Genomic DNA, 20903 nt, shown 5'->3' on the forward strand with positions numbered 1-20903 from the left:
AACACTACCTGTCCTAGCCTTCTAATTTATTTATCTTACCTGAACCACTGGACTCTTTGTGGTCATTTTGCGTGTAAAAACACCGCCAACCCCAAAATGTGTATATATATCAAAAGGTTGGCGGTTTGTCTTTGGTGGAGGCGGGGGGATTTGAACCCCCGTCCGTCAGCACTCGGCCTTCAGCTCTACATGTTTAGATCCGCTTATTGATTTAACGAATAACGACCCAGCGGGCGGGGTGTTAAACGCTGGCCTGTTAAGTTTTAGCTGATCCACCCCAGGCAGGCTTCACTGCGATCCAGTTCTAGTTGACAGTCAGTAGCGCGGTACTGGCACCTTGCTAAGGACCGATAGCGGCGAACCGCTAAAAGTACTACAAAAAGCTACTTACGCAGCTAGTTGAGCACCGTAGTTGTCATCATTGGCAACTGTAAAAATGCAGCTTTGGATTTACGTGATTCGCTACCCTCACGACATGCACATCAGGTTTTGTAACCGGCGTCGAATCCTAATCGCCCCCGGTGGCTTTACCCATATTTTGTATATATGGGTGCGTTTTCGATTCACAAGTGAGTTGCCGAATCCGCAGGCCAGCTCGACAGTATACTCGCTTAGTTGCTTATAGGCTATGAGTGTTGCAGGTTTTGGTGTTTTGGCGCTCGCTGGTGCTAGCTTTGTATTCGGGGGCTGTTATTACAGATGGTGTTGCTGGGTTTGTGGCTAGTTGGCTTTCGCTAGACTGAAGCCAAAGCAAATGCCTTGCTGGTCGTTTTGTTCAAGCCACATGCGGCCGCCTTGGGCTTGGGTGAATTCTTGGCATAGGTTTAGGCCTAGGCCGGTGCCGCTTTCGCCTTCAGTGCCTTCGGTGCTGGTGTGGCCGTTGTGTTGGTTTTGCATCAGTTGGCTGGCTATGGGTTCGGGCATAGCTGTGCCCTCGTTGAAGACAAGTATTTCTACTTCGTTGTCGGTAGTGCGGCTGCTAATACGAATGATGCCTTCTTTAGGTGTGAACTTGATGGCGTTGTTGAGCAGGTTGCGAATGATGGCTTTGCATAAGGTGGTGTCGCCAAGCACTTGTGTGTTGGCACTTACTTCGCATTTGTACTTGATGTCTTTTAGTGCGAGTGATTCAGCCAGTAGGTCGAAGCTGGAGCTTAGCAGTGGTAAGAGGCTTTGCGCTTTGAGTTCTATTTTATTGGCGCCTATGCGTTGGGTTGACCATTGCAGCATTTCGTCGAGCAGTTGATAAACGCGCAAGGAGGAGTCGAGTATCAAGTGGGCGTTACGCACGATGCGCCCTTGTTCCATTTTCTCGGCTCGTTCGGAGAGCTGCTGCGATAAGCCCAGTATGCCGTTAAAGGGGGTGCGTAGGTCGTGGGCGATGGAGGTCAGCATGCTTTGCTGTTGTCGATAATTGCGTTCGGCATCTAAGGCGTGTTTACGGAGTTCTAGTTGGCTAATCACTTGTTTTGAAAGGATCTCTAGCGAGAGTCGTTGATTGTCGCTCAGTTGTTTGGGTTCTCTATCTATCACGCAGAGGGTGCCAATCGGGCAGCCATCGGGGGATACAAGTGGAGCGCCTGCGTAAAAGCGAATATCGGGGGCACCTGTGACAAGGGGGTTGTCGGCAAAGCGTTCGTCTTCGGTGGCATTACTCACTTCAAAGATGTGATCTTCTAAGATAGCGTGCGAGCAAAAGGCGATGCTTTTAGGGGTTTCTAGAGCATCCAAACCTACCCGTGATTTGAACCATTGGCGGTGGTCGTCGACAAGGCTGATAAGTGAAATAGGGGTTTCGCAAATGGCGGCGGCGAGTTCTGTTAGTTCGTCAAAGGCACGTTCGGCTTCAGTATCCAGTACTTCGTAATAGGCAAGTTTGGTTAGGCGCTGCTGTTCTCGTGGATGTGCTTTGGCGCTTTGCATATTAAGTCCCTGTTTATCGTCAGCAATGGTTAGGGGAAGGCACTATTAAGCATAGGCAAACATAGGCGGATTGCTGTGTTTCTAAAAAGGGAGGGGCGAGCTCTGGAAGTAAACAAAGGAGGATGTTTGTATATAAAAAAAGGCGCCAACCTCTCCCATACGAAGTTGACGCCTTAGAAATCGAATTTAGATGTCGTTTTAAGTCGGGCTTTGGCTTAGTGCTTCCATTTCTTCAAGGTCAATGCCCTTGGTTTCGTGAACAAATTTGATTACAAAAGCGATGGATACAAGGGCGCAAAAAGCGTAGATAGCGTAAGCGGCTGACAGGCCTATACCGGTCAACAGAATTGGGAAGCTGACGGTGATCAAGAAGTTGGAGCTCCACTGTGCCAAGCCTGCTATGGCTAAACCGGTGCCGCGAATTTGATTGGGGAACATTTCGCCAAGGGCGATCCACATAACAGGCCCCCAAGAGATGTTAAAGAAAAACACGTAGAGATTGGCGGAGACTAAGGCGATCAGGCCGCTGGTTTCACTGAGCTTTAATTGGCCGTTGCTTAATAGCTCGCCTTGGGAAAAAGCCAGAGCAACAAGCGCCAAGGTTAAAGCCATGCCAATAGAGCCGACAATTAAGAAAGGCTTTCGGCCCCAGTGATCGATACGTGCAAAGGTAATGAAGCAGGCTGCAATACTGATTGCGCCGGAGATAACATTAATAAGCAGGGCGTCGCTTTCATTAAAGCCGACCGCTTGCCAAAGAACGGCGCCGTAATAAAACACCACGTTAATGCCTACAAGTTGTTGGAAGGTGGCAAGGCCGATGCCCACCCAAACAATGGCTTTAATCTTTTTACTTTGCTTATCGATTAAATCGCTAAAGCGTGGACGGTGGCTGGTATCGATACTGGCTTGAATGTCTTCTACCATGGTTGCTGCTTGTTGAGCATTAAAGAGTTTGCTTAGGGTCGCTTGAGCGCGCTCTGAACGGCCGCGTATCACTTCGTAGCGAGGGCTTTCTGGAATAAAGATAAGCGCAATTAGGAAGAGCAAGGCAGGAATAAGCTCTACCCAGAACATCCAGCGCCAAGATTCATAACCCAGCCATAATTCAGATACCGAGCCACCTGAGAGCTCAGCAAGGAAAAAGTTGCTTAGAAACGCAAAAAATAGACCGGAGATAATCGCAATTTGCTGCACTGAGGTGAGCCGGCCGCGAATGTGGGTAGGCGCAATTTCACTGATATAGGCTGGGGCAATAACACTGGCCGCCCCTACAGCTAAGCCGCCTAAGATTCGATAGAAAACAAATTCAGCCGATTGGGTGGATATGCCCGACCCCCAAGCACTTATAAGAAAAAGTACAGAAGCAACTAACAGCATGGTTTTGCGGCCATAGGTGTCGGCTAGGCGCCCAGCAAAAAAAGCACCGATGGCGCAGCCTAGTAGCATGGAGGCGACATTGAGCCCGGTACCCACAGAGTCGGAGTTGAAGCTTGTTCTTAGTCCATCAACCGTGCCGTTGATCACGCCGCTATCAAAACCAAAAAGAAAACCGCCTAAGGTCGCTACTAGTGTGACAAATGCGATAAAGGGCAAGTTTTGTTCGGCGGTATTTGTGCCTTGATTCTGGGCCATGCTTGGGTCTCGTGTTGTTATTTTAATTGAGGCTTCTGCCACTACATTAAGTGATGACCATCCATTTGTAAACGATTACATTATGGGTTACAGTTCCTCACATGGCTACTATAAGGCCAGCGTGTAGATTGTGGAATAGCTTGGAGGTCAGATGAAAACAATCATGGGTGTTGATTTAGGCACGCAGAGCCTAAAAGTACTGGTTTACGATGCAGACTCTAAGGCGAGTGTGTTTAGTGCGTCCAGTGCTTACGATTTAATAACCCGTGATGACGGCTCTGCCGAGCAAGACCCACAGTGGTGGCTAGATGCGTTTCATACCTGCTTGGCCGAGTGCCCCGCTGATATTAAACAAAGCATTGTTGCTTTGGGGGTATCGGGGCAACAACATGGCTTTGTCGCTTTAGATAAAGGCGGACAGGTGCTGGTGCCTGCGAAGTTGTGGTGTGATACCTCTACCAGCACGCAAGCTGAAAGCATCATTAGCGATGCCGGTGGTCGTTCGCGCTGTCGAGAGCTAAGCGGCAATGTGCTGAGTGTCGGTTTTACGGCTTCTAAAATTCGTTGGTTAAAAGAAGCTGAGCCTAAAAAATACGCGGCACTCGATTTAATTTTGTTGCCCCATGATTACCTTAATTATTATCTAACTGGCAAAGCGTGCATGGAGCATGGCGATGCTTCGGGTACTGGGTTGTTGGATGTGCGCCAGCGAAGCTGGAGCCGAGCCATGCTTGATGCACTTGATAGTGAGCGTGATCTACGGCCTCTGCTGCCTGAGCTTATCAAGGCTGAACAAAGTTGTGGCTCTATCCGCCCTGAGCTTGCAGAGCAACTTGGTTTAAACAAGCAACTTATTGTTTCAGCAGGTGGTGGCGACAATATGATGGCTGCAATAGGAACGGGAAATGTTTGTGAGGGGCGTTTGAGCGCAAGCATGGGCACCTCGGGCACTTTATTTGCGTATTCATCTAAGCCTGTTATCGATGAAACCGATGAGCTCGCTGCTTTTTGTTCATCTGATGGGGCTTGGCTGCCTTTGCTCTGCACCATGAATTGCACAGTGGCAACTGAACAAATGAAACAGCTGTTTGATTGCACAAGCGGCGATTTGGAGCAGCTTGCAGCGACGGTAGCGATAGGTGCCGATGGCGTTCTAACTCTGCCTTATTACGGTGGTGAGCGCAGCCCCAATCTGCCTCATGCAAAAGCACTTATTTATGGTTTGAATCACAACAACACTTCTCAAGCACACATGATTCGCTCGGCAATGGAAGCGGCCGCCTTTGCTTTAAAAAGTGGCTTGCAAGCCTTTGAGCGTATGGGCATGCATTTTAATGAAGTAAGGCTGACAGGTGGAGGTAGTAAAAATACGCTGTGGCGACAAATTGTGGCTGATGTTTTTGCTCTGCCGGTTACGGTTCTCAACGAAGAAGAAAACGCAGCTTTGGGTGCCGTGTTACAAGCGCTTTGGTGTTTTGAGCACGCTCAAGGCCGGCCAATAAAGCTACAGACTTTGGCCGATGAACATATAAGTGAAAACCCCAGCAAAGCTTGTGAGCCTAAGCCTGATGCAGTTAAAGCCTATGCAGAGGTATATCAGTCTTACCAAGCTTTAGTGGCGCATATGGCACCGCTATTTAGTGCGTGAATGTTCATAGTTAGATGCTTTATGACGATGCGATTAAAGCCTCAAAAAATCAGAAATAAAAATAGTTACTACGTGTTTTATAAAGGAACAGGCAATGTCTAAAATTTTTATCGGTGGCAAAGAATATTTCCCAGAAATAAGCGCAATTCAATATGAAGGTCCAGAGTCGGATAACCCCTTAGCGTTTAAATACTACGACGCTAATAAAGTTATTGGCTCAAAGACCATGGCAGAGCATTTACGTTTTGCTGTGTGTTATTGGCATACTTTCTGTGGCAAGGGTACGGACCCCTTTGGTGGTGATACCCAACACTTTGCTTGGGATGTGGCTGCCGACCCTATGTCTGCAGCGTTACAAAAAGTAGACGCAGCCTTTGAATTATTCTCCAAATTGGGGGTGCCTTATTATTGTTTTCACGATAGAGATTTAGCGCCAGAAGGTGCCAATGTGCTGGAATCTGAAGCTAACTTACAGCGCTTAGTTTCTGAAGCTAAAATTCGTCAACAAGAAAGCGGTTTAAAGCTGTTATGGGGTACAGCAAACGTATTTAGCCATCCGCGTTATATGAACGGTGCTTCAACGAATCCGAACTTCCAAGTCCTGACTCACGCAGCGGCACAAGTGAAAGCAGCTATAGATGCCACCATTGAACTCGGCGGTGAGAACTATGTATTTTGGGGTGGGCGTGAAGGTTATATTTCTTTGTTGAACAGCAATACAAAACAAGAAACTGAGAACATGGCTCGTTTTTTACAAACGGCACGAGACTATGCTCGCCAGCAAGGCTTTAAAGGTACTTTTTTAATTGAGCCTAAACCAATGGAACCGACAAAACATCAATATGATTTTGATGCGCAAACGGTGATTGGCTTTTTGCGAGAGCACGGCTTAGATAAGGATTTTAAATTAAATATTGAGGCTAATCACGCTACCTTGGCAGGCCATACCTTTGCACACGAGCTGCAAATGTGTGCGAATGCTGGAATGCTCGGTAGCATCGATGCTAACCGCGGTGATGCACAAAACGGTTGGGATACCGATCAGTTTCCGGTTGATATGTACGATGCAGTACACGGTATGATGGTTGTGCTTGAAAGTGGCGGTTTTAGTAGTGGTGGCCTGAATTTTGATGCTAAAGTTCGCCGTGAATCTGTAGATATGGAAGATATTCTCCTTGGTCATATAGGCGGTATGGATGCCTTTGCAAAAGGCTTAGAGGTTGCTCACTCTATTTTACATGACAGTTCATATTTACAGCGTAAGCAAGAGCGTTATCACACCTATGCTCAAGGAGCGGGCGCTGATTTTAGCGCCGGTAAATTAAACCTAAATCAGCTTCGCGACTTGGCTATTGAATACGGTGAGCCTAAAGCTCTTAGCGGTAAACAAGAGTGGTTTGAAAATTTAATAAATCAATATTTATTAAAATAAATCCCTTAAGGGAAAGGTGCTTAGCGGCACCCATTACATATGTTTTTGGGTGCCTAAGCTATGAGTTTTCTGGGAATAGAGTACTGCCCAAAGTGAGGGGACTTCCCCCTTTTTTTAATTTTTTTACTAATCCGTTTTTTAAGAAGCGGATAGTTTAAGAAGTCGCTTTGGCTGTCGACTTCCGCATAATTAGCTGGTGGGGAATAATCTCAGTTTTAGCCGCCGTATCTTTACCTTCAATGGCATCAATTAAGCGCAAAAGCACTCGTTTACCTATCAATTCAGTCGGTTGAGCAATGGTGGTTAGGGGCGGATCTTGCACTTCGGCATAGCGGATATCATCAAAGCCGATGATAGAAATATCTTCAGGGATACGCAGTTTTGCTGTTTTGACTTCATGCATACAGCCAATGGCCATTTCATCATTTGCACAAAAAATAGCAGTGGGTTTTTCAACTTGGGCTAATAATCGAGTTGTCGCTAAGCGTGCACCGCCTATGCTTAGCCCACCTTCTTCCAGATAGTAATTGGGCACCTGAAGGCCAGCTTCTTGCATTGCGTCTCTAAAACCGCGCTCTCTATCCTGAGTCAGCGTTGATGATTTATCACCATAGATAAATGCAACTCTTTTGTGTCCTAGTGTTATTAAGTGTTCGGTTGCGTCTTTAGCGGCAGCGTAGTTGTCAATACGAACATTAGGAAAGCTATTGAGTTCAGAGCTAACACTTTCACACCCTAAGACAATGGGTTGGTCGCAGGCTTGTTCTTTAGCAAAGTTATCACTAAAGGGATAGACACTGGCAAGTAGGATAATACCATCGGCCTGTTTAGAGATAATCATATCGTTATATTGCTCAGCGCTAAGAGAATCTAGCTTTGCTTCGCGGATGACAATACTGTACTTGTGCTGCTTGGCTGCTTTCATTAACCCAGACATCACCCCTGAAAAAAATGGGTCGCCAATAGAAGGTAAAACAACAAAGATAATGCCAGATTTGCCTCGGCGAAAATTCCGGGCAAGGGTGTTTAATGAATAGCCTGTTGCTTTAATGGCTGCTTGGACTTTCTCTCGTGTGCCTTTTTTGACAAGCTCTGGGTCATTGATATAACGAGATACCGTCGCAGTTGATACTTCTGCAAGTCGTGCAACGTCTTTAATTGAAGCCATAGCTAAGGTCCAGTGCTGCTGAGCTGGCATGAAGTTGCCAGTCTTAGAAAGACCAACATTTTACTCACCACTTATAACTTAGCAAGATGGAAAATAGGAGGGTGGAGTGCGCAGCTTAGACTTTGTTAGCTCAGGCTTTAGTCTGAGAGTGCGCACTAGAGTAAAGCTTGGGCTACTTAGTCATCGGCTGATTCAAGGTAATCTAACCAGCTAAGTACAATGTCGTTATAACTGCACACACCAATGACTTCTTCATTCTCTATGACCGGAGCTGAGCTCAAACCAAAGCGATTAAATAAACGTGCGCAGTATTTAATATCCATCTCGGGGCGTACGCTAATAACGGGTTTGGCCATAATCTCGTAAAGATTCACGCGGTCTGGGTTGCGGTCTACGGCAATGACTTCTTTGGCTATATCACTGAGCTGAACCTGACCGAATTCATCGTGACTGTTGCGCTTTTTAATGATGACTTTTTTATAGTTATTGGCCTTCATAATCGCCAGTGCGTCGGCGACAGTCATCAAACCATCAACCAATTCAAAGCGTTGGTTCATGACGTCACGGCAGGTAATGATGTGTTTTTTCATAGCTCGTCCTCAATTTTGCTTGAGAGTTCCTCTATCTGATGACTAACCCCAACGGCATCTTCTACGTCAATTTGAATCGCAATGCCGGCGCTTGAATTTGCCTCAAAACCGCCTGCTTGTTCGATGGTTTCAAGTATGTGTCTGCTTAAGTGTTCCTCTACTAAGAACAGCAACACGTCACGCTGGGTTTCAAGGCTTAAACCAAAGAAGGTACGTTTCTTGTTTAAACCTTCTCCACGTGCGTTGTTGATAATAGTGGATCCGGTTGCACCTGCATCACGTGCTGCTTCGAGGACCGCATCGGTGCGGTCATCTTCAACAAAAGCAATGATTAGTTTAAAGCGCATCGTCTTGGTCCTCTTGTGTTGAATCAGATTTATGTTGGCCGCGCCATTGGGCAATTTGTGCGTAAGCCATAACGGTGATCATTGGAAATAACGAGGCGAAGGCAATTAGACCAAAGCCATCAATCAGAGCGCTGCGGCCTTCAATGTTTTCCGCAAGACCGAGGCCGAGAGCCGCTACTAAGGGAACTGTTACGGTTGATGTAGTCACACCGCCACTGTCATAAGCAAGTGGAATAATCAGCTTGGGAGCGAGCGTGGTTTGTATCACTACCACAATGTAACCGGCAATAATAAACCAATGTATGGGGTAGCCTGAGACAATACGCCAAGCTCCTAGGCTAATACCTATGGCAACACCTAACGCCACAGCAAGGCGCAGGCCCCAAACACCAATAGCACCACCACTGACTTGGTTGGCTTTAATCGCTACGGCAATTAAAGAAGGTTCTGCAATAGTGGTGCTGGCACCAATGGCAAAGGCAAATAAATAGACCCATAAAAATCCACCGCTACGTTCTCCCAGCTCTATCAGTTGGGTTGCCATCGAGCGTCCAACAGGAAACAAGGCTTGTTCTAAACCGAGCAGAAAAAAGCTTAAACCGACTATTACTAATGCAAAGCCTGTAAGAATACGCTCTGGTGCGGGCAAGGGTCTGCGAATAACAAAAAGTTGAAAACCAAAAATGATCGCCGCGATAGGTAAGACATCGATCACTGTGGTCAGCAGAGTCGAACATAAATGAGTAAGCCATCCCATCATGAGTGTAATACCATGCCGTAAATCATGACAAACATCATTGGTGTTAATGAGGCGAAGGCGATTAGGCCAAAGCCATCAACCATGGGGTTGCGCCCTTTAATTGATGAAGCCAAACCAACACCCAGCGCAGTAACAAGTGGTACCGTTATTGTTGAGGTGGTAACCCCGCCGCTGTCATAAGCAATACCGATAATTTCTGCCGGAGCAAAAAAAGTGAGACAAATAACGAGTACATAACCACCAATAATAAAGTACTGAATTGGCCAGCCTTTAATAATACGCCAAACACCAATAACGATGGCTAGGCCCACACTAAAAGCGACGGTGTAGCGCAGGCCTTGGGCATAAGCGCGCTTGGCTTCAGCGCTTGTTGCAATAGCGCCTCCGGCGGCAGCAACTTCAGAGGCCTCTTTCGCAACAGCGATAAGCGCAGGTTCGGCAACCGTGGTGCCAAAGCCTAAGCAAAAGGCAAATGCTAACAGCCAAAATGCGCTACCTTTTTTCGCAAAGGCATAAGCCATGCTTTCACCGATGGGGAATAAGCCCATCTCCAAGCCACGAATAAACAGGCTTAAGCCAATCGCAACCATTAGAATGCCGCCGAGCACGGAAGCGACATCAGGCAGCATTTGTTGCAGCACAACAAGCTGAAAAAAAACAATGACAGCAATAATTGGCGCTAAGTCACGCAAGCTGCTGACAAAGGATTCAAAAAGTAATTTCATAAACTTAATCTAAGGTGAGGCCGTACTTGCTGTCTACTTTTAAGCACGTTAACTATTAAAAGTTTGATGCTAGCCAACTTTAAGCATCTTCACTAGTGCTTGGACGGTGAAACAATTACTAGTGCAGATCGTTGGTTGAGGGCGAGCCAATAAGGAGGGTAGTGACTCTGGTCAATCTAGAATACTAGCTATAAAAAACGTAGAGGTCTGCTAGGAAAGTGAACTTTTTTTTCGTTGAGTCTAACTGCTATTTAATAGCTCTGAGGTGGGCTATCTGAGTACGGTTATAGCTATATCCGTGAGATCTTCCTAGTAAATTTCTTGACCGTATTGTTGCACACCTTTAGTCTGTTTTTTTTGGGATTGACCACTTTGTTGTTACGTAGGTTTTATAGGATATTATTTAAATGAAGTTACCTGTGATTCATCTGAAGTTTGTTTTACTTTTAGTGTTTAGCTTGTGTGTAGGCTCCTGTGGTGGAGGTAGCGCTAAAGGTGAGGGGGGAAGCTCCAGTTCGTCGGGTTCTAGTAGTAGCTCATCCAGTTCTAGCTCAAGTTCATCGGGTTCTAGTAGTAGCTCATCCAGTTCTAGCTCAAGTTCATCGGGTTCTAGTAGTAGCTCATCCAGTTCTAGCTCAAGTTCATCGGGTTCTAGTAGTAGCTCATCCAGTTCTAGCTCAAGTTCATCGGGTTCTAGTAGTAGCTCATCCAGTTCTAGCTCAAGTTCATCGGGTTCTAGTAGTAGCTCATCCAGTTCTAGCTCAAGTTCATCGGGCTCTAGTAGTAGCTCATCCAGTTCTAGCTCCGGCTCACCTGATCCTGTAGTTGCTTTGCATGAGCCTTTGGTCTCTCGTGAGGCGTTTAATGGATTTTTTCCAGGGGAGCTTCATTCGGATGGCATACTGTCTTTGCGCGGTATATATAGCGCAAAGAGTGCTAGACAATACATGCTTTGGGATCCAGGGTCAGATGAACTGGAATTTTATCCAGAATCGTTTATATCCAATACTAAACCGAAATACGCTCATAGTTTAAGGGGCGTTTTTTCTCTAAGCGAAGATAGAGAGCTCTATCTAACTACTGCCACAGAACATAGAAGAATAAGCGAAGAGCATAGCGTTGTTGAATATTGGCTTTCTGATGATCATAGCAAACTGTTATTTTTAACTCAGTCGTCACCAGAATTAGTTAATACGCCGGAGGGAAGTGTCGTACATAGGGGGGGCATATTGTATGTGCTTGACCTAGATGCATATAGCATTACTCAGTTAAGCCCTAATAACGCTCGTCAAACAATCTTAAAAGATGGCGAGCTTAGCTGGCCGAAGCCAAATAAAACTCGGCCGGTATTTTTACCCAACGGTCAACGGGTTATTTATGCCGTATATATTGAGAATGAGCAGCGTATTGAACTACGTTCGGCCAATGTTGATGGTACTGAAAGTGTCGTATTGCATTCCAGCCTTTCAACAGAGCCTGTTTCTAGGTGGTACGAGTTGGAGCATACTTTTGTCTTTAAAGTATCACCGGATTCTTCTCGAGTTGTATATATGATAAGGGATGGGGATAAAGCGGAGCTCTATTCCATTCAACCGACCGGTATCGGTAATGTGAAAATTAGCGGCGATATTGTTGATGGGGGTTCTGTTTCAAGTGGGGAGCAATTTACAGCAGATATCAGCCCAAATAGTGCTCATGTGATTTTTAAGGCAAATGCGGAAGACGTTGATCGAGAAGACTTATATAGTGTTTCTATTACGGGTGGAGATCGCTTCCAGCTTAATCCAAATTTTTCGGTAACACATCAGGCGCCAATTCTTGCAGAGGGCAATAACGTTTTTTATGCTGTAAATGAAAATGGGTTTATATCTCTCTATGCTACAAATATTGATGAAAGGGAAAGGGTCTTACTTAATGGCTCTGTGGATCTTACTATAATTAAAGATCAAACCTTAAACTTTGATGAAAGCCTATTAGTATATTTAGGCTATGATGAAACTCATTCATACGGAATTTTTGCATCAAATACAGATGGGGCCGGCACTATAAAGGCTTCTGGTGTTTTGCCGGATAACGAAAGAATTAGTGCTGACCCTAGTTACCTTCCTTTATTTTATTTAAGTCAGCATGGCAATGTTGCTGCATTTAATGTTAAAGATAGTATCAGTCATGATCAGAGGGTGTATGTAGTAAATTTGGATGGAACTGGTAGGGCTTTGATAGGGCCTCATAATCCAGAATCGACCTTCACAACTAACAGAATAATAGGTGTAAGTAATGAAAAAGTGTTTTTTAGTTCTGATGCTTTTGACGGAAGGTATAGTAATAAATTATACGAGTACACCATTGCTACTGATACCTTAGAGAAGGTAAGCGATAATTTTGGCGATTATATTTCAGAAGATGTAACGGGCTCATTTTTATTGAGTGAGGACGGTTTAAACTCTGCGTTCTATACGGGAGGATCAGCTTATCAGGAGGTGGCTGTTCTTACCCACTCACCAGAAAACGCATGTCGAACTGAGGTGGATGAAGGTGGATCACTTGTAGATCTAAAAGCAAACTTCTTTATGGGGGGAAATGCTGAGTACGTCTATTACACTACTTGGTTAAGAGATGCTGCCGATATTCTTACGCGTGTAAAACTAAGTGATTGTAGTTCTGAAGTAATAAGTGCAGATTTTCCTGAGCTTCCTATGAGAGTTAAACCTTCTCGAAATGGAGAAAAGCTAGTTGTCGTGGGGAAAAATGGCGGTATTTTCAGTGTTGATTCTGATGGTGGCAACCCGGTAGGTTTTAACCTTGACAGAACTAGTGGAGGTGTACAGAGTTCCAATGTCGGTGCAATGGCCATTAATGCGGGTTCCAGCCATGTAATATACTTATCTAATGAAGCGGGAGACGGAGGGTATCAATTATATGCGTCACCGATTGATAGCTCAAATTCCGTTCAGGTTTCTATGGGGGGCTTGAGAGGTTCTACTTTCTCTTTTAAACCATTGATTACTTCAGATGCTAGCTGGATTGTTTATGCGGCCGTGCAAGATAATGATTATTTAGAACTCTATAAAGTAAAGCCTGATGGTAGTGAAAATACAAAAATAAATGGTGAACTTGTAGCTGATAGTGAAGTACAAGCAGAAATTGTTCAAAGCGATTATTTTACTTCTACGGCCATCACTGACAATGGAGAGTTTGTGGTATACATGCAGATAGACTCGGAAAATACTTCGCAGTTATATTCTTCTGTTTTAGATTCTGATGCAGCCCCAGTGAAAGTAACAACACTATTTTCGAGTGGTGCAGGAATCAAAATAAATAAAGGCGCTCAGGGGCCAATGTTTACTCAAGCTTCTGGTTCCGCATTTACCCTTCTATCTAACTCTGATCGTGCTATATATATGGCAAGAAGCAGTAGCGAAGGTGTGTATGAGTTGTTTATATCCCAGATAAATGGAGAGGGCTCTATAAAACTAAGTCATTCCATAGGTGGTACAGAAGAGCTAAAAGACTACTCACTTTCTCCTGATGAATCTACAGCCTTATACACTACCTATGACTCTTTGGATTATCGTTATAACTATTATGTGGCGAGCTTGGAGGGGGGGGATACTAGAAAGCTCATTGACGCAGGTTCTAGTTCGGAAGCGCACTTTATCGATGACACACGCATACTCCTGTTTGCTGAAATCGATGGTGTAAAAGGGTTCTATACTGTTTCCGTCTCTACAGGTGACACAGCTTTACTCTACGAAGTACCAGATAGTCGCTCTGTTGAACTTGAGCGAGTTACGCAAACAAGGGCTTTCTTGAAGGGAGATATACGTCAATTAGGTGTGATTGAAATGTTCGAGATGGCTATACCATAAATATATAAGGTTAGTTTGGTTCGAAGGTCGGCAGGCATGTTTCTGTCGACCACGTTTTCTTTCTTCTCGGTTTTTATAAAATGATAATTAAGAGATCTTTATTCTGATCTTTAGGATTTAGCGCAAGGCGTCGGCGGCTGCTTTTGATAGGTTGAGCACACACTGTTTAATGTGTTCATCAAGCTTGAGGCCACTTTCCATGTGTTCAAGTGAGCGGGTGCCGGTTTCGGATAAGATAGTTAATAAGGTGTGTTCTTGGGTATCGGTAAGCCCCATGCTAAAAAAGCTTTTTTCTACTTCTGCAACCATCTCATCTAAGATGCTGAGGCTGACTTTCTTATGTTCTTCTTGTTTACTTTGTAGATTGGCCAATACGCTTTGGGCTTCGTCTATGGCCTTATAAATTTGTGTGAGCTTTTTACTGGAACTTTCATTAAGTTTTTTAAAAAGCTCCAATTTAGCTCGACAGCCTTCTAACAAAGTCATTAAATGATCCTTGAGTGAGCCGCGTTTTTCATTGTCTGTAGGCATATTTTTAATAAGTAGTACAAGGTGTTCTTGCACAACAAACATGCGCTCGCCCTGCTCAAAGAAGGGCTGCTCATAAGCACTAAAACGCTCTAGTAGTTCTTGCTCCAACATCGTTGGGTCGCCATTGCTGGTGAAGGCTAGGCGCTGGTTGCCTATATGAAAATACAGAGCGGCATTGAGGTTAATGTCGTTAAAAGCGCTGAGCGTGGCTTTCATTAGGTCATTTAGGTCGTTGGCAGAAAAACAGTTTCTAAAATAGTTGATGGTGGTGCTCAGGCCCGCACTCTCGCTGAGCATGGTGTAGACAATTTGGTTGGCTTGGTCGGCTTGTTCTTTAAGTTGATGGGTGCTTTTTACGCGTGAGGTTGCGCTGCGTACTTTTTGTAATAAAAGCTCACTGTCGTAGGGCTTGACTATGTAGTCGAGGGCGCCGAGTTCTAAGCCGCGAATGATTTCATCGGTGCTGTCATTGGCCGATAAAAAGATCACATCAATGCTGTTAAGCTCGGGGTCTTCCTTAATAATCTTGCAGGCCTCGTAGCCATCCATGTCGGGCATGTTGACATCCAGCAGAACGACATCGGGCTTTTGCTGTTTAAACAATTCAAACGCCTGTTTTGCACTTTTAGCGGCGTTAATTTGGTAGTCGTCCTTAAGAATGCTGAGCAGAAGGTGTATATCTTCGGCGCTGTCGTCGATGACGGTTATTTTTAATTTGCTCATAATCGTTCACTCACTGAAGTTGAGCTCGTTTTTCCTTAATTAATTGCAGGACTTTGTCATTGTCGAAGTTATCAAAAGCGCGGCTTAGCTCTTCTGTAAAACCCTGATACGGTGTGTTTTTACATTGTCCAACTAAGGTTTCTATACCACTCATGGCCTTGGCTAGATCAAACTGTAGGTGTTTCTCTATATCTTCAAGCAACCTAATCATGGGGCCGCTATTGTCGTTTAGTGGACACGAGGGCGCTTGAGTTTCATTCATGCTGTCATAAAGCAGTATAGTTTGTGCTTGTTTAAGTTTTAGAATTTCTTCTCTGAATGTGTCGAGTCGTTGTTTGGCCGCCTCTGGGTTTTTATCCTTAAGATCTTGCTCTATATGGCCAGCACATAGGCTGAGTGTGTCGGCACCTAAATTGGCTCCAGAGCCTTTAAGTTGATGAGCTAAGCGTTCGGCGTCTTCCCACTGCGCTTGTTCAAGAAAGGTTTGCATGCGCTCATCAGCATCGGTGTTGTTGTTAATGAACGATATCAGCAGTTTTTTAAGCCTGTCCCAATTTCCTCGTAAACGCTTAACGGCATCTTCTAAATTAAAACCGTCGAGTTCCGGTAGGCTTGTGCTTTCATTGTGACTGTGGTCGTGCTCACTGTGTTCTATGGCTTCTACCTTTAATAGTTGGGCGAGTTCACTCATGGCTTTATCTGGCTCTATGGGTTTGGTGAGGTGGGCGTTCATGCCGGCGTCAAAACTTTTTTTGCGGTCTTCTTGCATGACGTGGGCGGTCATAGCGACGATGGGCAATTGTTGGTATTCGCTGCCTAAAGCTCGAATGGCTTTGGCTGCGCTTAAACCGTCCATATGTGGCATTTGAATGTCCATCATCACAACATCAACGTCTAGGTGTTGAACCATCTCTAATGCATCTAGGCCGCTAATACCTATTTCTACCTGAAAACCAACACTTTCAAACAGCTCTTTTGCGACTTGCAGGTTGACGTAATTATCGTCAATCACAAGTAAGCGCTTTCCAATAAAACTGTAGTGAAGTTTTTCTTGCTCTTTGAATTCAATTTGCTTGCCGGTTAAACACTGGTAAAGCTCGTTATGGCAAACGGGCTTGCAGAGGTGTTTCAGTTGGCGCTTGTCACTTTGTTCATTGTCTTGGTAGCGGCTTATATTGACGACATTGATATTAGTGAGCTTGATGTTATTAAGTTCAGCGAGGCATTTATCCAATGCCGTCATATCATCATGATCGAGTAATATTAGATGGTGATGTGCAACAAGTCCGGGCCGTAGCTTAAGCTCTGCCAGTGAATTCAGTACCATAAAGTCTTGGCAGCCAAGCATGGTAAAGCAGCGTTGGTAGAAGGCTCGGCGCCCGACACTGAGGCTGACAAAAACGATGATGCTCTTGTGTAGGTATTTGCCATACAGTGAGCAAAAACTGGTTTTATCAATGAACTCTATGGGGAGGTCAAAATAAAACGTGGAGCCTTGCTTAGGTTGGGATTTTATCTCTATGCGTGAGCCGAACTGGCGTACAAGTTTAGCGCTGATGCTTAAACCTAGGCCGGTGCCGCCATATTGGCGTGTGGTTGAACTATCAGCTTGGCCAAAAGCTTTAAAAATACGTTGTTGCTGCTGCTCATTTAGACCAATGCCGGTGTCGTTTACAAAAATACGGATGCTTTTGTCATCATTGAGTTGAGCACCAATAGTGACTTCGCCTTGCTCAGTAAATTTGATGGCGTTATTGATTAGGTTGCCTACCACTTGCTTAATGCGTGTGACATCACCTTTCACTCGCATGGGCAGGTTGGGGTCCAAGGCGGAGATAATATCGAGGCCTTTGACGTGCGCATTGGAGGCAAAGCTGTGTACGACATCTTCCAGTGATGTATAGAGGTTGAACTCGGCGTTCTCTAGTTCTAGTTCAATACTATCGAGCTTAGAAAACTCAAGAATATTGTTGATGATAGAAACAAGTAACTCGCCGCTTTCCATGGCGGTATTAATTAACTTCTTACTTTTTGTTTCGTCCTGACAGTTTTGTAGAGCTCGAAGCATGCCAAGCACCCCGTTCATTGGCGTGCGTATCTCGTGGCTCATGTTCGCTAGGAACAGGCTTTTGGTTTTGGCGCTGGCCAAGGCTTCGTCACGGGTCTCTTCAAGCTCTTGAGTGCGCGCTTGTACTTGAGCCTCTAAGGAGTCGGCTAGTTTCTCTTGGGCGAGCTTAGCCTTACCCAATTCGAGCGTATTCTGCTCCAACTGGGTTTCGAGTTGTTGGCACCTTTTAAGTGCCTGCGCGAGTTGCTTTTCTAGCTCGCTGCTCACTTACACCTCGGTGATCACTAAAGAGGGCAGTGGGCCTGATAGAGAGCCGTACATGGCAGTGTCTCATGGATAAAGTGAAGTCAATAACCATCGCTTCGCTGTGGCTTCTATGAGTATAGAAGCCATTTGCCATGAAATAGGGGAATTTATTCGCTTGCAGTAGGGGGGGGCTTGGCGGGTTTTAGTCGCTGTTCTTTTGCCCCATACGCTGTTTGTATTCTTGCACCTCTTTACGTACAACTGGTGCTAAGAGATAGAGGCCTGCGATATTGAAGAGGCTCATTAAAAACACCATAGAGTCAGAGAAGGTGATGACATTACCAAGACTGGCCATGGCCCCAAGGATGATGAACAAACAGAACAGCACCTTAAAGCTATAGGTAGCGATAGCGCTACGGCCAAATAGGAAACCCCAGCTAATCGAGCCGTAATAAGACCAGCTCAGCATGGTCGAGATGGCAAAGAGCACCACGGCAATTGCTAAAATGACTTCGAACCAAGGGAAGACAGAGGAGAAAGCCGAAGCCGTTAATGCAACACCGCTGAGCTCGTTTGCGTTATTAAGGCTGCCGGTAATAATGATGACCAAAGCCGTCATGGTGCAAATCACGACGGTATCGATAAATGGTTCAAGCAGGGCGACAAAACCTTCGGTAGCCGGTTCTTTGGTTTTAACAGCGCTGTGAGCTATCGCCGCGGAACCAAAACCGGCTTCGTTTGAAAAACCTGCGCGCTGAAAGCCTTGAATCATCGCGCCAATAAAACCACCCACAACGCCTTCTGGTGAAAAGGCGCCCTTAATGATCAAAGCAAATGCATCGGGGATATGAGTGAAATTACTTAAGAGAATCACAACGGCCGTGATGACGTAGATACTGGCCATTAAAGGTACGAGTTTGGCAGTAACTTTGGCGATAGAGCGAATGCCACCAATAATGACAAAACCCACCAAGATTGCGATCACCAGCCCAAAGAGCCAGCCTTTTCCTGCCAATGGACTAGTTTCACCACCTGTGGCTTGTAAGGTCATGGCAAAGGCTTGGTTCGATTGAAACATATTGCCAGCCCCTATTGAGCCGCCTATACAACAAATGGCAAAAAAGAAGGCTAATACTTTACCTAAGTTGGGTAAGTTGCGCTCGGCAAGGCCTGTAGTTAAATAATATTTGGGGCCGCCGCTAATAGAGCCATCGCTGTGGTACATACGGTATTTAACACCCAAGGTACACTCCGCAAACTTTGAACTCATGCCCAATAAGCCCGCGAGTATCATCCAGAAGGTTGCACCGGGGCCGCCTAAAGAAATGGCGACAGCGACACCGGCAATATTACCTAGGCCAACGGTACCGGAAAGCGCGGTGGTTAAAGCTTGGAAATGGCTGACTTCACCAGGGCTATGAGGGTCGGCGTATTTACCACGAACAAGATCAATGGCGTGTTTAAAGCCCCAGAAACTAACAAAACGTAAATAAAAGGTGAAAAACAGTGCACCGGCAATTAACCAAATAACAATCCAGCGGATTTTTATCGTCTCGGTAACAGGGATTTCGTAAAAGACTTTGCCGGCTATCCAGTTACTTATCGGCGCAACAGCTTGGTCAGCGCAGTAGTCTATGCCTTGGCCTTCAACATCCAGACACTGGCTAAAGCTCTGGCTGGTTTCGGCAAGGCTGGAACTTGAAAATAGCAAGCTTGCGCCGAGAATAAGCGCAATACGAATAAGATAAGACATGAGTTCCCCGTGGTAAAGTTATGGCTGAGTGACAGCTTCTTATTTGAGGTGCCAGCTTATATGTTTTTTATACATAGAGCGTGCCACGGGCAGGGATTGTAGCGCTTTGAGTTGAGAAAATCTTTGCAGCCTAGAAAAACTGCAAAGATGTCTTTATTCGTAACTAGCGTTTAATTGTAAATCTATTGCCAATAATATTCTGCAGCATCACCAAGTTTGCGTTCGATTTCTAATAAACGATTGTATTTCACCAAGCGCTCACCTCGACTGGCGGAGCCAGTTTTTAAGTGGCCACTGTCCATGGCTACAGCAAAGTCAGCTAAGAAACTATCTTCGGTTTCGCCTGAGCGGTGGGAGTGGAATGCTCGCCAACCTGCATTTCTACACAAGCGAACCGCGCTGGCGGCTTCACTGACGGTGCCTATTTGGTTAAGTTTAATCAGTGATGAGTTCGCACTGCCCTCATTAATACCGCGTTGAATGTATTTGGTATTTGTCACAAAAATATCATCACCAACAACTTCAATTTTGTCACCTAAGCGCTCAGTAAAGCTTTTAAAGCCACTCCAGTCTTTTTCTGCTAATGGGTCTTCCCAAAGAATGATGGGGTATTTATTTACCCATTCTTCACTTAAGGCAATAAGTTCTTCACTGCTCATTGGGCCACGGCCAGACCAGCGTAAATCGTAATTACTTTCTAAGTTGGTGCAAAAAGAATTAGCTGCGCTATCTAGGCCGATGGCAATATCCTCGCCGGGCTTGTAGCCTGCGGCCTCTATGGCTTGAATAATCATCTCAATGGCGGCTTCGTTGCTGCTGAAATTTGGAGCAAAGCCGCCTTCGTCCCCGACACTTGTGGCTAAACCGTCAGCTTTAAGTAGGGCTTTTAGTTGATGAAAGGTTTCAGCAACATAACGTAAACCTTCTGCAAAAGTGGGGGCGCCAATAGGGATGGCCATAAATTCTTGAAAATCAACGCTGTTATCCGCATGTTCCCCGCCATTGACAATATTCATACAAGGCACAGGTAAGCGCACAGCTGCGCTGCCGCCTAAGTAATGATAAAGGGGCAAATTGCAAGACTGAGCTGCGGCACGAGCTATAGCCATAGAGCAGCCAAGGATCGCGTTGGCACCAAGTCGGGCTTTATTATCGGTGCCGTCTAGTTCGATAAGCTTCCGATCGAGAAGGGCTTGATCGAATACACTGTTGCCAATAAGTGCTGAGGCTATCTCCCCTTTGACATTGTTAACCGCAGTTTGTACGCCGAGACCGCCATAGCGTATGCCTCCATCTCTGAGCTCTACAGCTTCATTGGCGCCGGTACTAGCACCGGAAGGGACGGAGGCGAAGCTCTCACTGCCATCACTGAGTTGAATATATACTCGAACTGTGGGGTTGCCGCGGGAGTCAAGAATTTCCTGGGCGTCGATATGCTTAATGCTACTCATACTGCTCTCCGTGCTGAATGGGTTTACAGCAGTG

General features: G+C 45.5%; 14 protein-coding genes and 1 other RNA gene. 3 read left to right on the forward strand and 12 right to left on the reverse strand.

What is annotated here, in order from left to right:
* Positions 1–132 precede the first annotated feature (132 nt).
* The 3 genes from ssrA to AB1S55_RS06655 form a co-directional block, all read right to left on the reverse strand.
* Positions 133–520, reverse strand: a transfer-messenger RNA (tmRNA) gene (gene ssrA / locus AB1S55_RS06645).
* A 200-nt stretch (positions 521–720) separates the two neighbouring features.
* Positions 721–1923: an ATP-binding protein gene (locus tag AB1S55_RS06650; protein ID WP_370981017.1), complete on the reverse strand. Its 1203-nt coding sequence runs from the start codon at positions 1921–1923 to the stop codon at positions 721–723.
* Between the two features lie 198 nt (positions 1924–2121).
* A complete protein-coding gene (locus AB1S55_RS06655) occupies positions 2122–3558 on the reverse strand; it encodes a sugar porter family MFS transporter (RefSeq protein WP_370981018.1) in 1437 nt (478 codons plus the stop codon).
* A 151-nt stretch (positions 3559–3709) separates the two neighbouring features.
* Between AB1S55_RS06655 and xylB the strand changes: the two genes are divergently transcribed.
* Both xylB and xylA read left to right on the forward strand, forming a co-directional pair.
* The gene (xylB, locus tag AB1S55_RS06660; RefSeq protein ID WP_370981019.1) at positions 3710–5206 is read left to right on the forward strand and encodes a xylulokinase; all 1497 of its coding nucleotides are present in this window, start codon (positions 3710–3712) and stop codon (positions 5204–5206) included.
* A 94-nt stretch (positions 5207–5300) separates the two neighbouring features.
* Positions 5301–6638: a xylose isomerase gene (gene xylA / locus AB1S55_RS06665; RefSeq protein WP_370981020.1), complete on the forward strand. Its 1338-nt coding sequence runs from the start codon at positions 5301–5303 to the stop codon at positions 6636–6638.
* A gap of 154 nt (positions 6639–6792) precedes the next feature.
* Here the strand turns inward: xylA and AB1S55_RS06670 are convergent, their stop codons facing one another.
* The 5 genes from AB1S55_RS06670 to AB1S55_RS06690 all read right to left on the reverse strand — a co-directional run bounded on the left by AB1S55_RS06670 (position 6793) and on the right by AB1S55_RS06690 (position 10228).
* Entirely contained in the window at positions 6793–7836 is a 1044-nt protein-coding gene (locus tag AB1S55_RS06670; protein WP_370981021.1) for a LacI family DNA-binding transcriptional regulator, read from the reverse strand.
* 146 nt (positions 7837–7982) lie between these two features.
* Positions 7983–8396: a CBS domain-containing protein gene (locus tag AB1S55_RS06675; RefSeq protein ID WP_370981022.1), complete on the reverse strand. Its 414-nt coding sequence runs from the start codon at positions 8394–8396 to the stop codon at positions 7983–7985.
* A complete protein-coding gene (locus tag AB1S55_RS06680) occupies positions 8393–8743 on the reverse strand; it encodes a P-II family nitrogen regulator (RefSeq protein WP_370981023.1) in 351 nt (116 codons plus the stop codon). Before AB1S55_RS06680 ends, AB1S55_RS06675 begins: the two co-directional genes overlap by 4 nt.
* Positions 8733–9503: a DUF1538 domain-containing protein gene (locus tag AB1S55_RS06685; RefSeq protein ID WP_370981024.1), complete on the reverse strand. Its 771-nt coding sequence runs from the start codon at positions 9501–9503 to the stop codon at positions 8733–8735. The genes AB1S55_RS06680 and AB1S55_RS06685 overlap by 11 nt, the downstream gene beginning before the upstream one ends.
* Positions 9500–10228 (reverse strand): DUF1538 family protein, encoded by a 729-nt coding sequence (locus AB1S55_RS06690; protein ID WP_370981025.1) that lies wholly within the window; start codon positions 10226–10228, stop codon positions 9500–9502. Before AB1S55_RS06690 ends, AB1S55_RS06685 begins: the two co-directional genes overlap by 4 nt.
* A 407-nt stretch (positions 10229–10635) precedes the next feature.
* Here AB1S55_RS06690 and AB1S55_RS06695 point away from each other — a divergent pair, with 407 nt between their 5' ends.
* Positions 10636–14097 carry a TolB family protein gene (locus AB1S55_RS06695; RefSeq protein WP_370981026.1) on the forward strand — a complete coding sequence of 1154 codons (3462 nt, stop codon included), beginning with the start codon at positions 10636–10638 and terminating at the stop codon, positions 14095–14097.
* 117 nt (positions 14098–14214) lie between these two features.
* Here the strand turns inward: AB1S55_RS06695 and AB1S55_RS06700 are convergent, their stop codons facing one another.
* From AB1S55_RS06700 to eno, 4 genes are all read right to left on the reverse strand, one after another.
* Positions 14215–15351, reverse strand: coding sequence for a PleD family two-component system response regulator (locus AB1S55_RS06700; RefSeq protein WP_370981027.1), 1137 nt, complete (start codon positions 15349–15351; stop codon positions 14215–14217).
* Positions 15352–15361: 10 nt separating this feature from the next.
* On the reverse strand, positions 15362–17686 hold the full coding sequence (locus AB1S55_RS06705; RefSeq protein ID WP_370981028.1) for an ATP-binding protein: 2325 nt from the start codon (positions 17684–17686) through the stop codon (positions 15362–15364).
* Between the two features lie 181 nt (positions 17687–17867).
* Complete coding sequence (locus tag AB1S55_RS06710; RefSeq protein ID WP_370981029.1) at positions 17868–19418, reverse strand: alanine/glycine:cation symporter family protein; 1551 nt, start codon at positions 19416–19418, stop codon at positions 17868–17870.
* 182 nt (positions 19419–19600) lie between these two features.
* On the reverse strand, positions 19601–20869 hold the full coding sequence (gene eno / locus AB1S55_RS06715) for a phosphopyruvate hydratase (RefSeq protein WP_370981030.1): 1269 nt from the start codon (positions 20867–20869) through the stop codon (positions 19601–19603).
* Positions 20870–20903 lie beyond the last annotated feature (34 nt).

This window comes from Agaribacterium sp. ZY112, from assembly GCF_041346925.1.
Classification (GTDB): domain Bacteria; phylum Pseudomonadota; class Gammaproteobacteria; order Pseudomonadales; family Cellvibrionaceae; genus Agaribacterium.

Excerpts from the sequence above, each read along its gene's own strand:
- AB1S55_RS06675 (WP_370981022.1), bottom strand. The coding sequence starts at position 8,396 with ATGAAAAAACACATCATTACCTGCCGTGACGTCATGAACCAACGCTTT.
- AB1S55_RS06655 (WP_370981018.1), bottom strand. The coding sequence starts at position 3,558 with ATGGCCCAGAATCAAGGCACAAATACCGCCGAACAAAACTTGCCCTTT.
- AB1S55_RS06695 (WP_370981026.1), top strand. The coding sequence starts at position 10,636 with ATGAAGTTACCTGTGATTCATCTGAAGTTTGTTTTACTTTTAGTGTTT.
- AB1S55_RS06700 (WP_370981027.1), bottom strand. The coding sequence starts at position 15,351 with ATGAGCAAATTAAAAATAACCGTCATCGACGACAGCGCCGAAGATATA.
- AB1S55_RS06670 (WP_370981021.1), bottom strand. The coding sequence starts at position 7,836 with ATGCCAGCTCAGCAGCACTGGACCTTAGCTATGGCTTCAATTAAAGAC.
- AB1S55_RS06685 (WP_370981024.1), bottom strand. The coding sequence starts at position 9,503 with ATGATGGGATGGCTTACTCATTTATGTTCGACTCTGCTGACCACAGTG.
- AB1S55_RS06690 (WP_370981025.1), bottom strand. The coding sequence starts at position 10,228 with ATGAAATTACTTTTTGAATCCTTTGTCAGCAGCTTGCGTGACTTAGCG.
- AB1S55_RS06680 (WP_370981023.1), bottom strand. The coding sequence starts at position 8,743 with ATGCGCTTTAAACTAATCATTGCTTTTGTTGAAGATGACCGCACCGAT.
- xylA (WP_370981020.1), top strand. The coding sequence starts at position 5,301 with ATGTCTAAAATTTTTATCGGTGGCAAAGAATATTTCCCAGAAATAAGC.
- AB1S55_RS06710 (WP_370981029.1), bottom strand. The coding sequence starts at position 19,418 with ATGTCTTATCTTATTCGTATTGCGCTTATTCTCGGCGCAAGCTTGCTA.
- AB1S55_RS06650 (WP_370981017.1), bottom strand. The coding sequence starts at position 1,923 with ATGCAAAGCGCCAAAGCACATCCACGAGAACAGCAGCGCCTAACCAAA.
- eno (WP_370981030.1), bottom strand. The coding sequence starts at position 20,869 with ATGAGTAGCATTAAGCATATCGACGCCCAGGAAATTCTTGACTCCCGC.
- xylB (WP_370981019.1), top strand. The coding sequence starts at position 3,710 with ATGAAAACAATCATGGGTGTTGATTTAGGCACGCAGAGCCTAAAAGTA.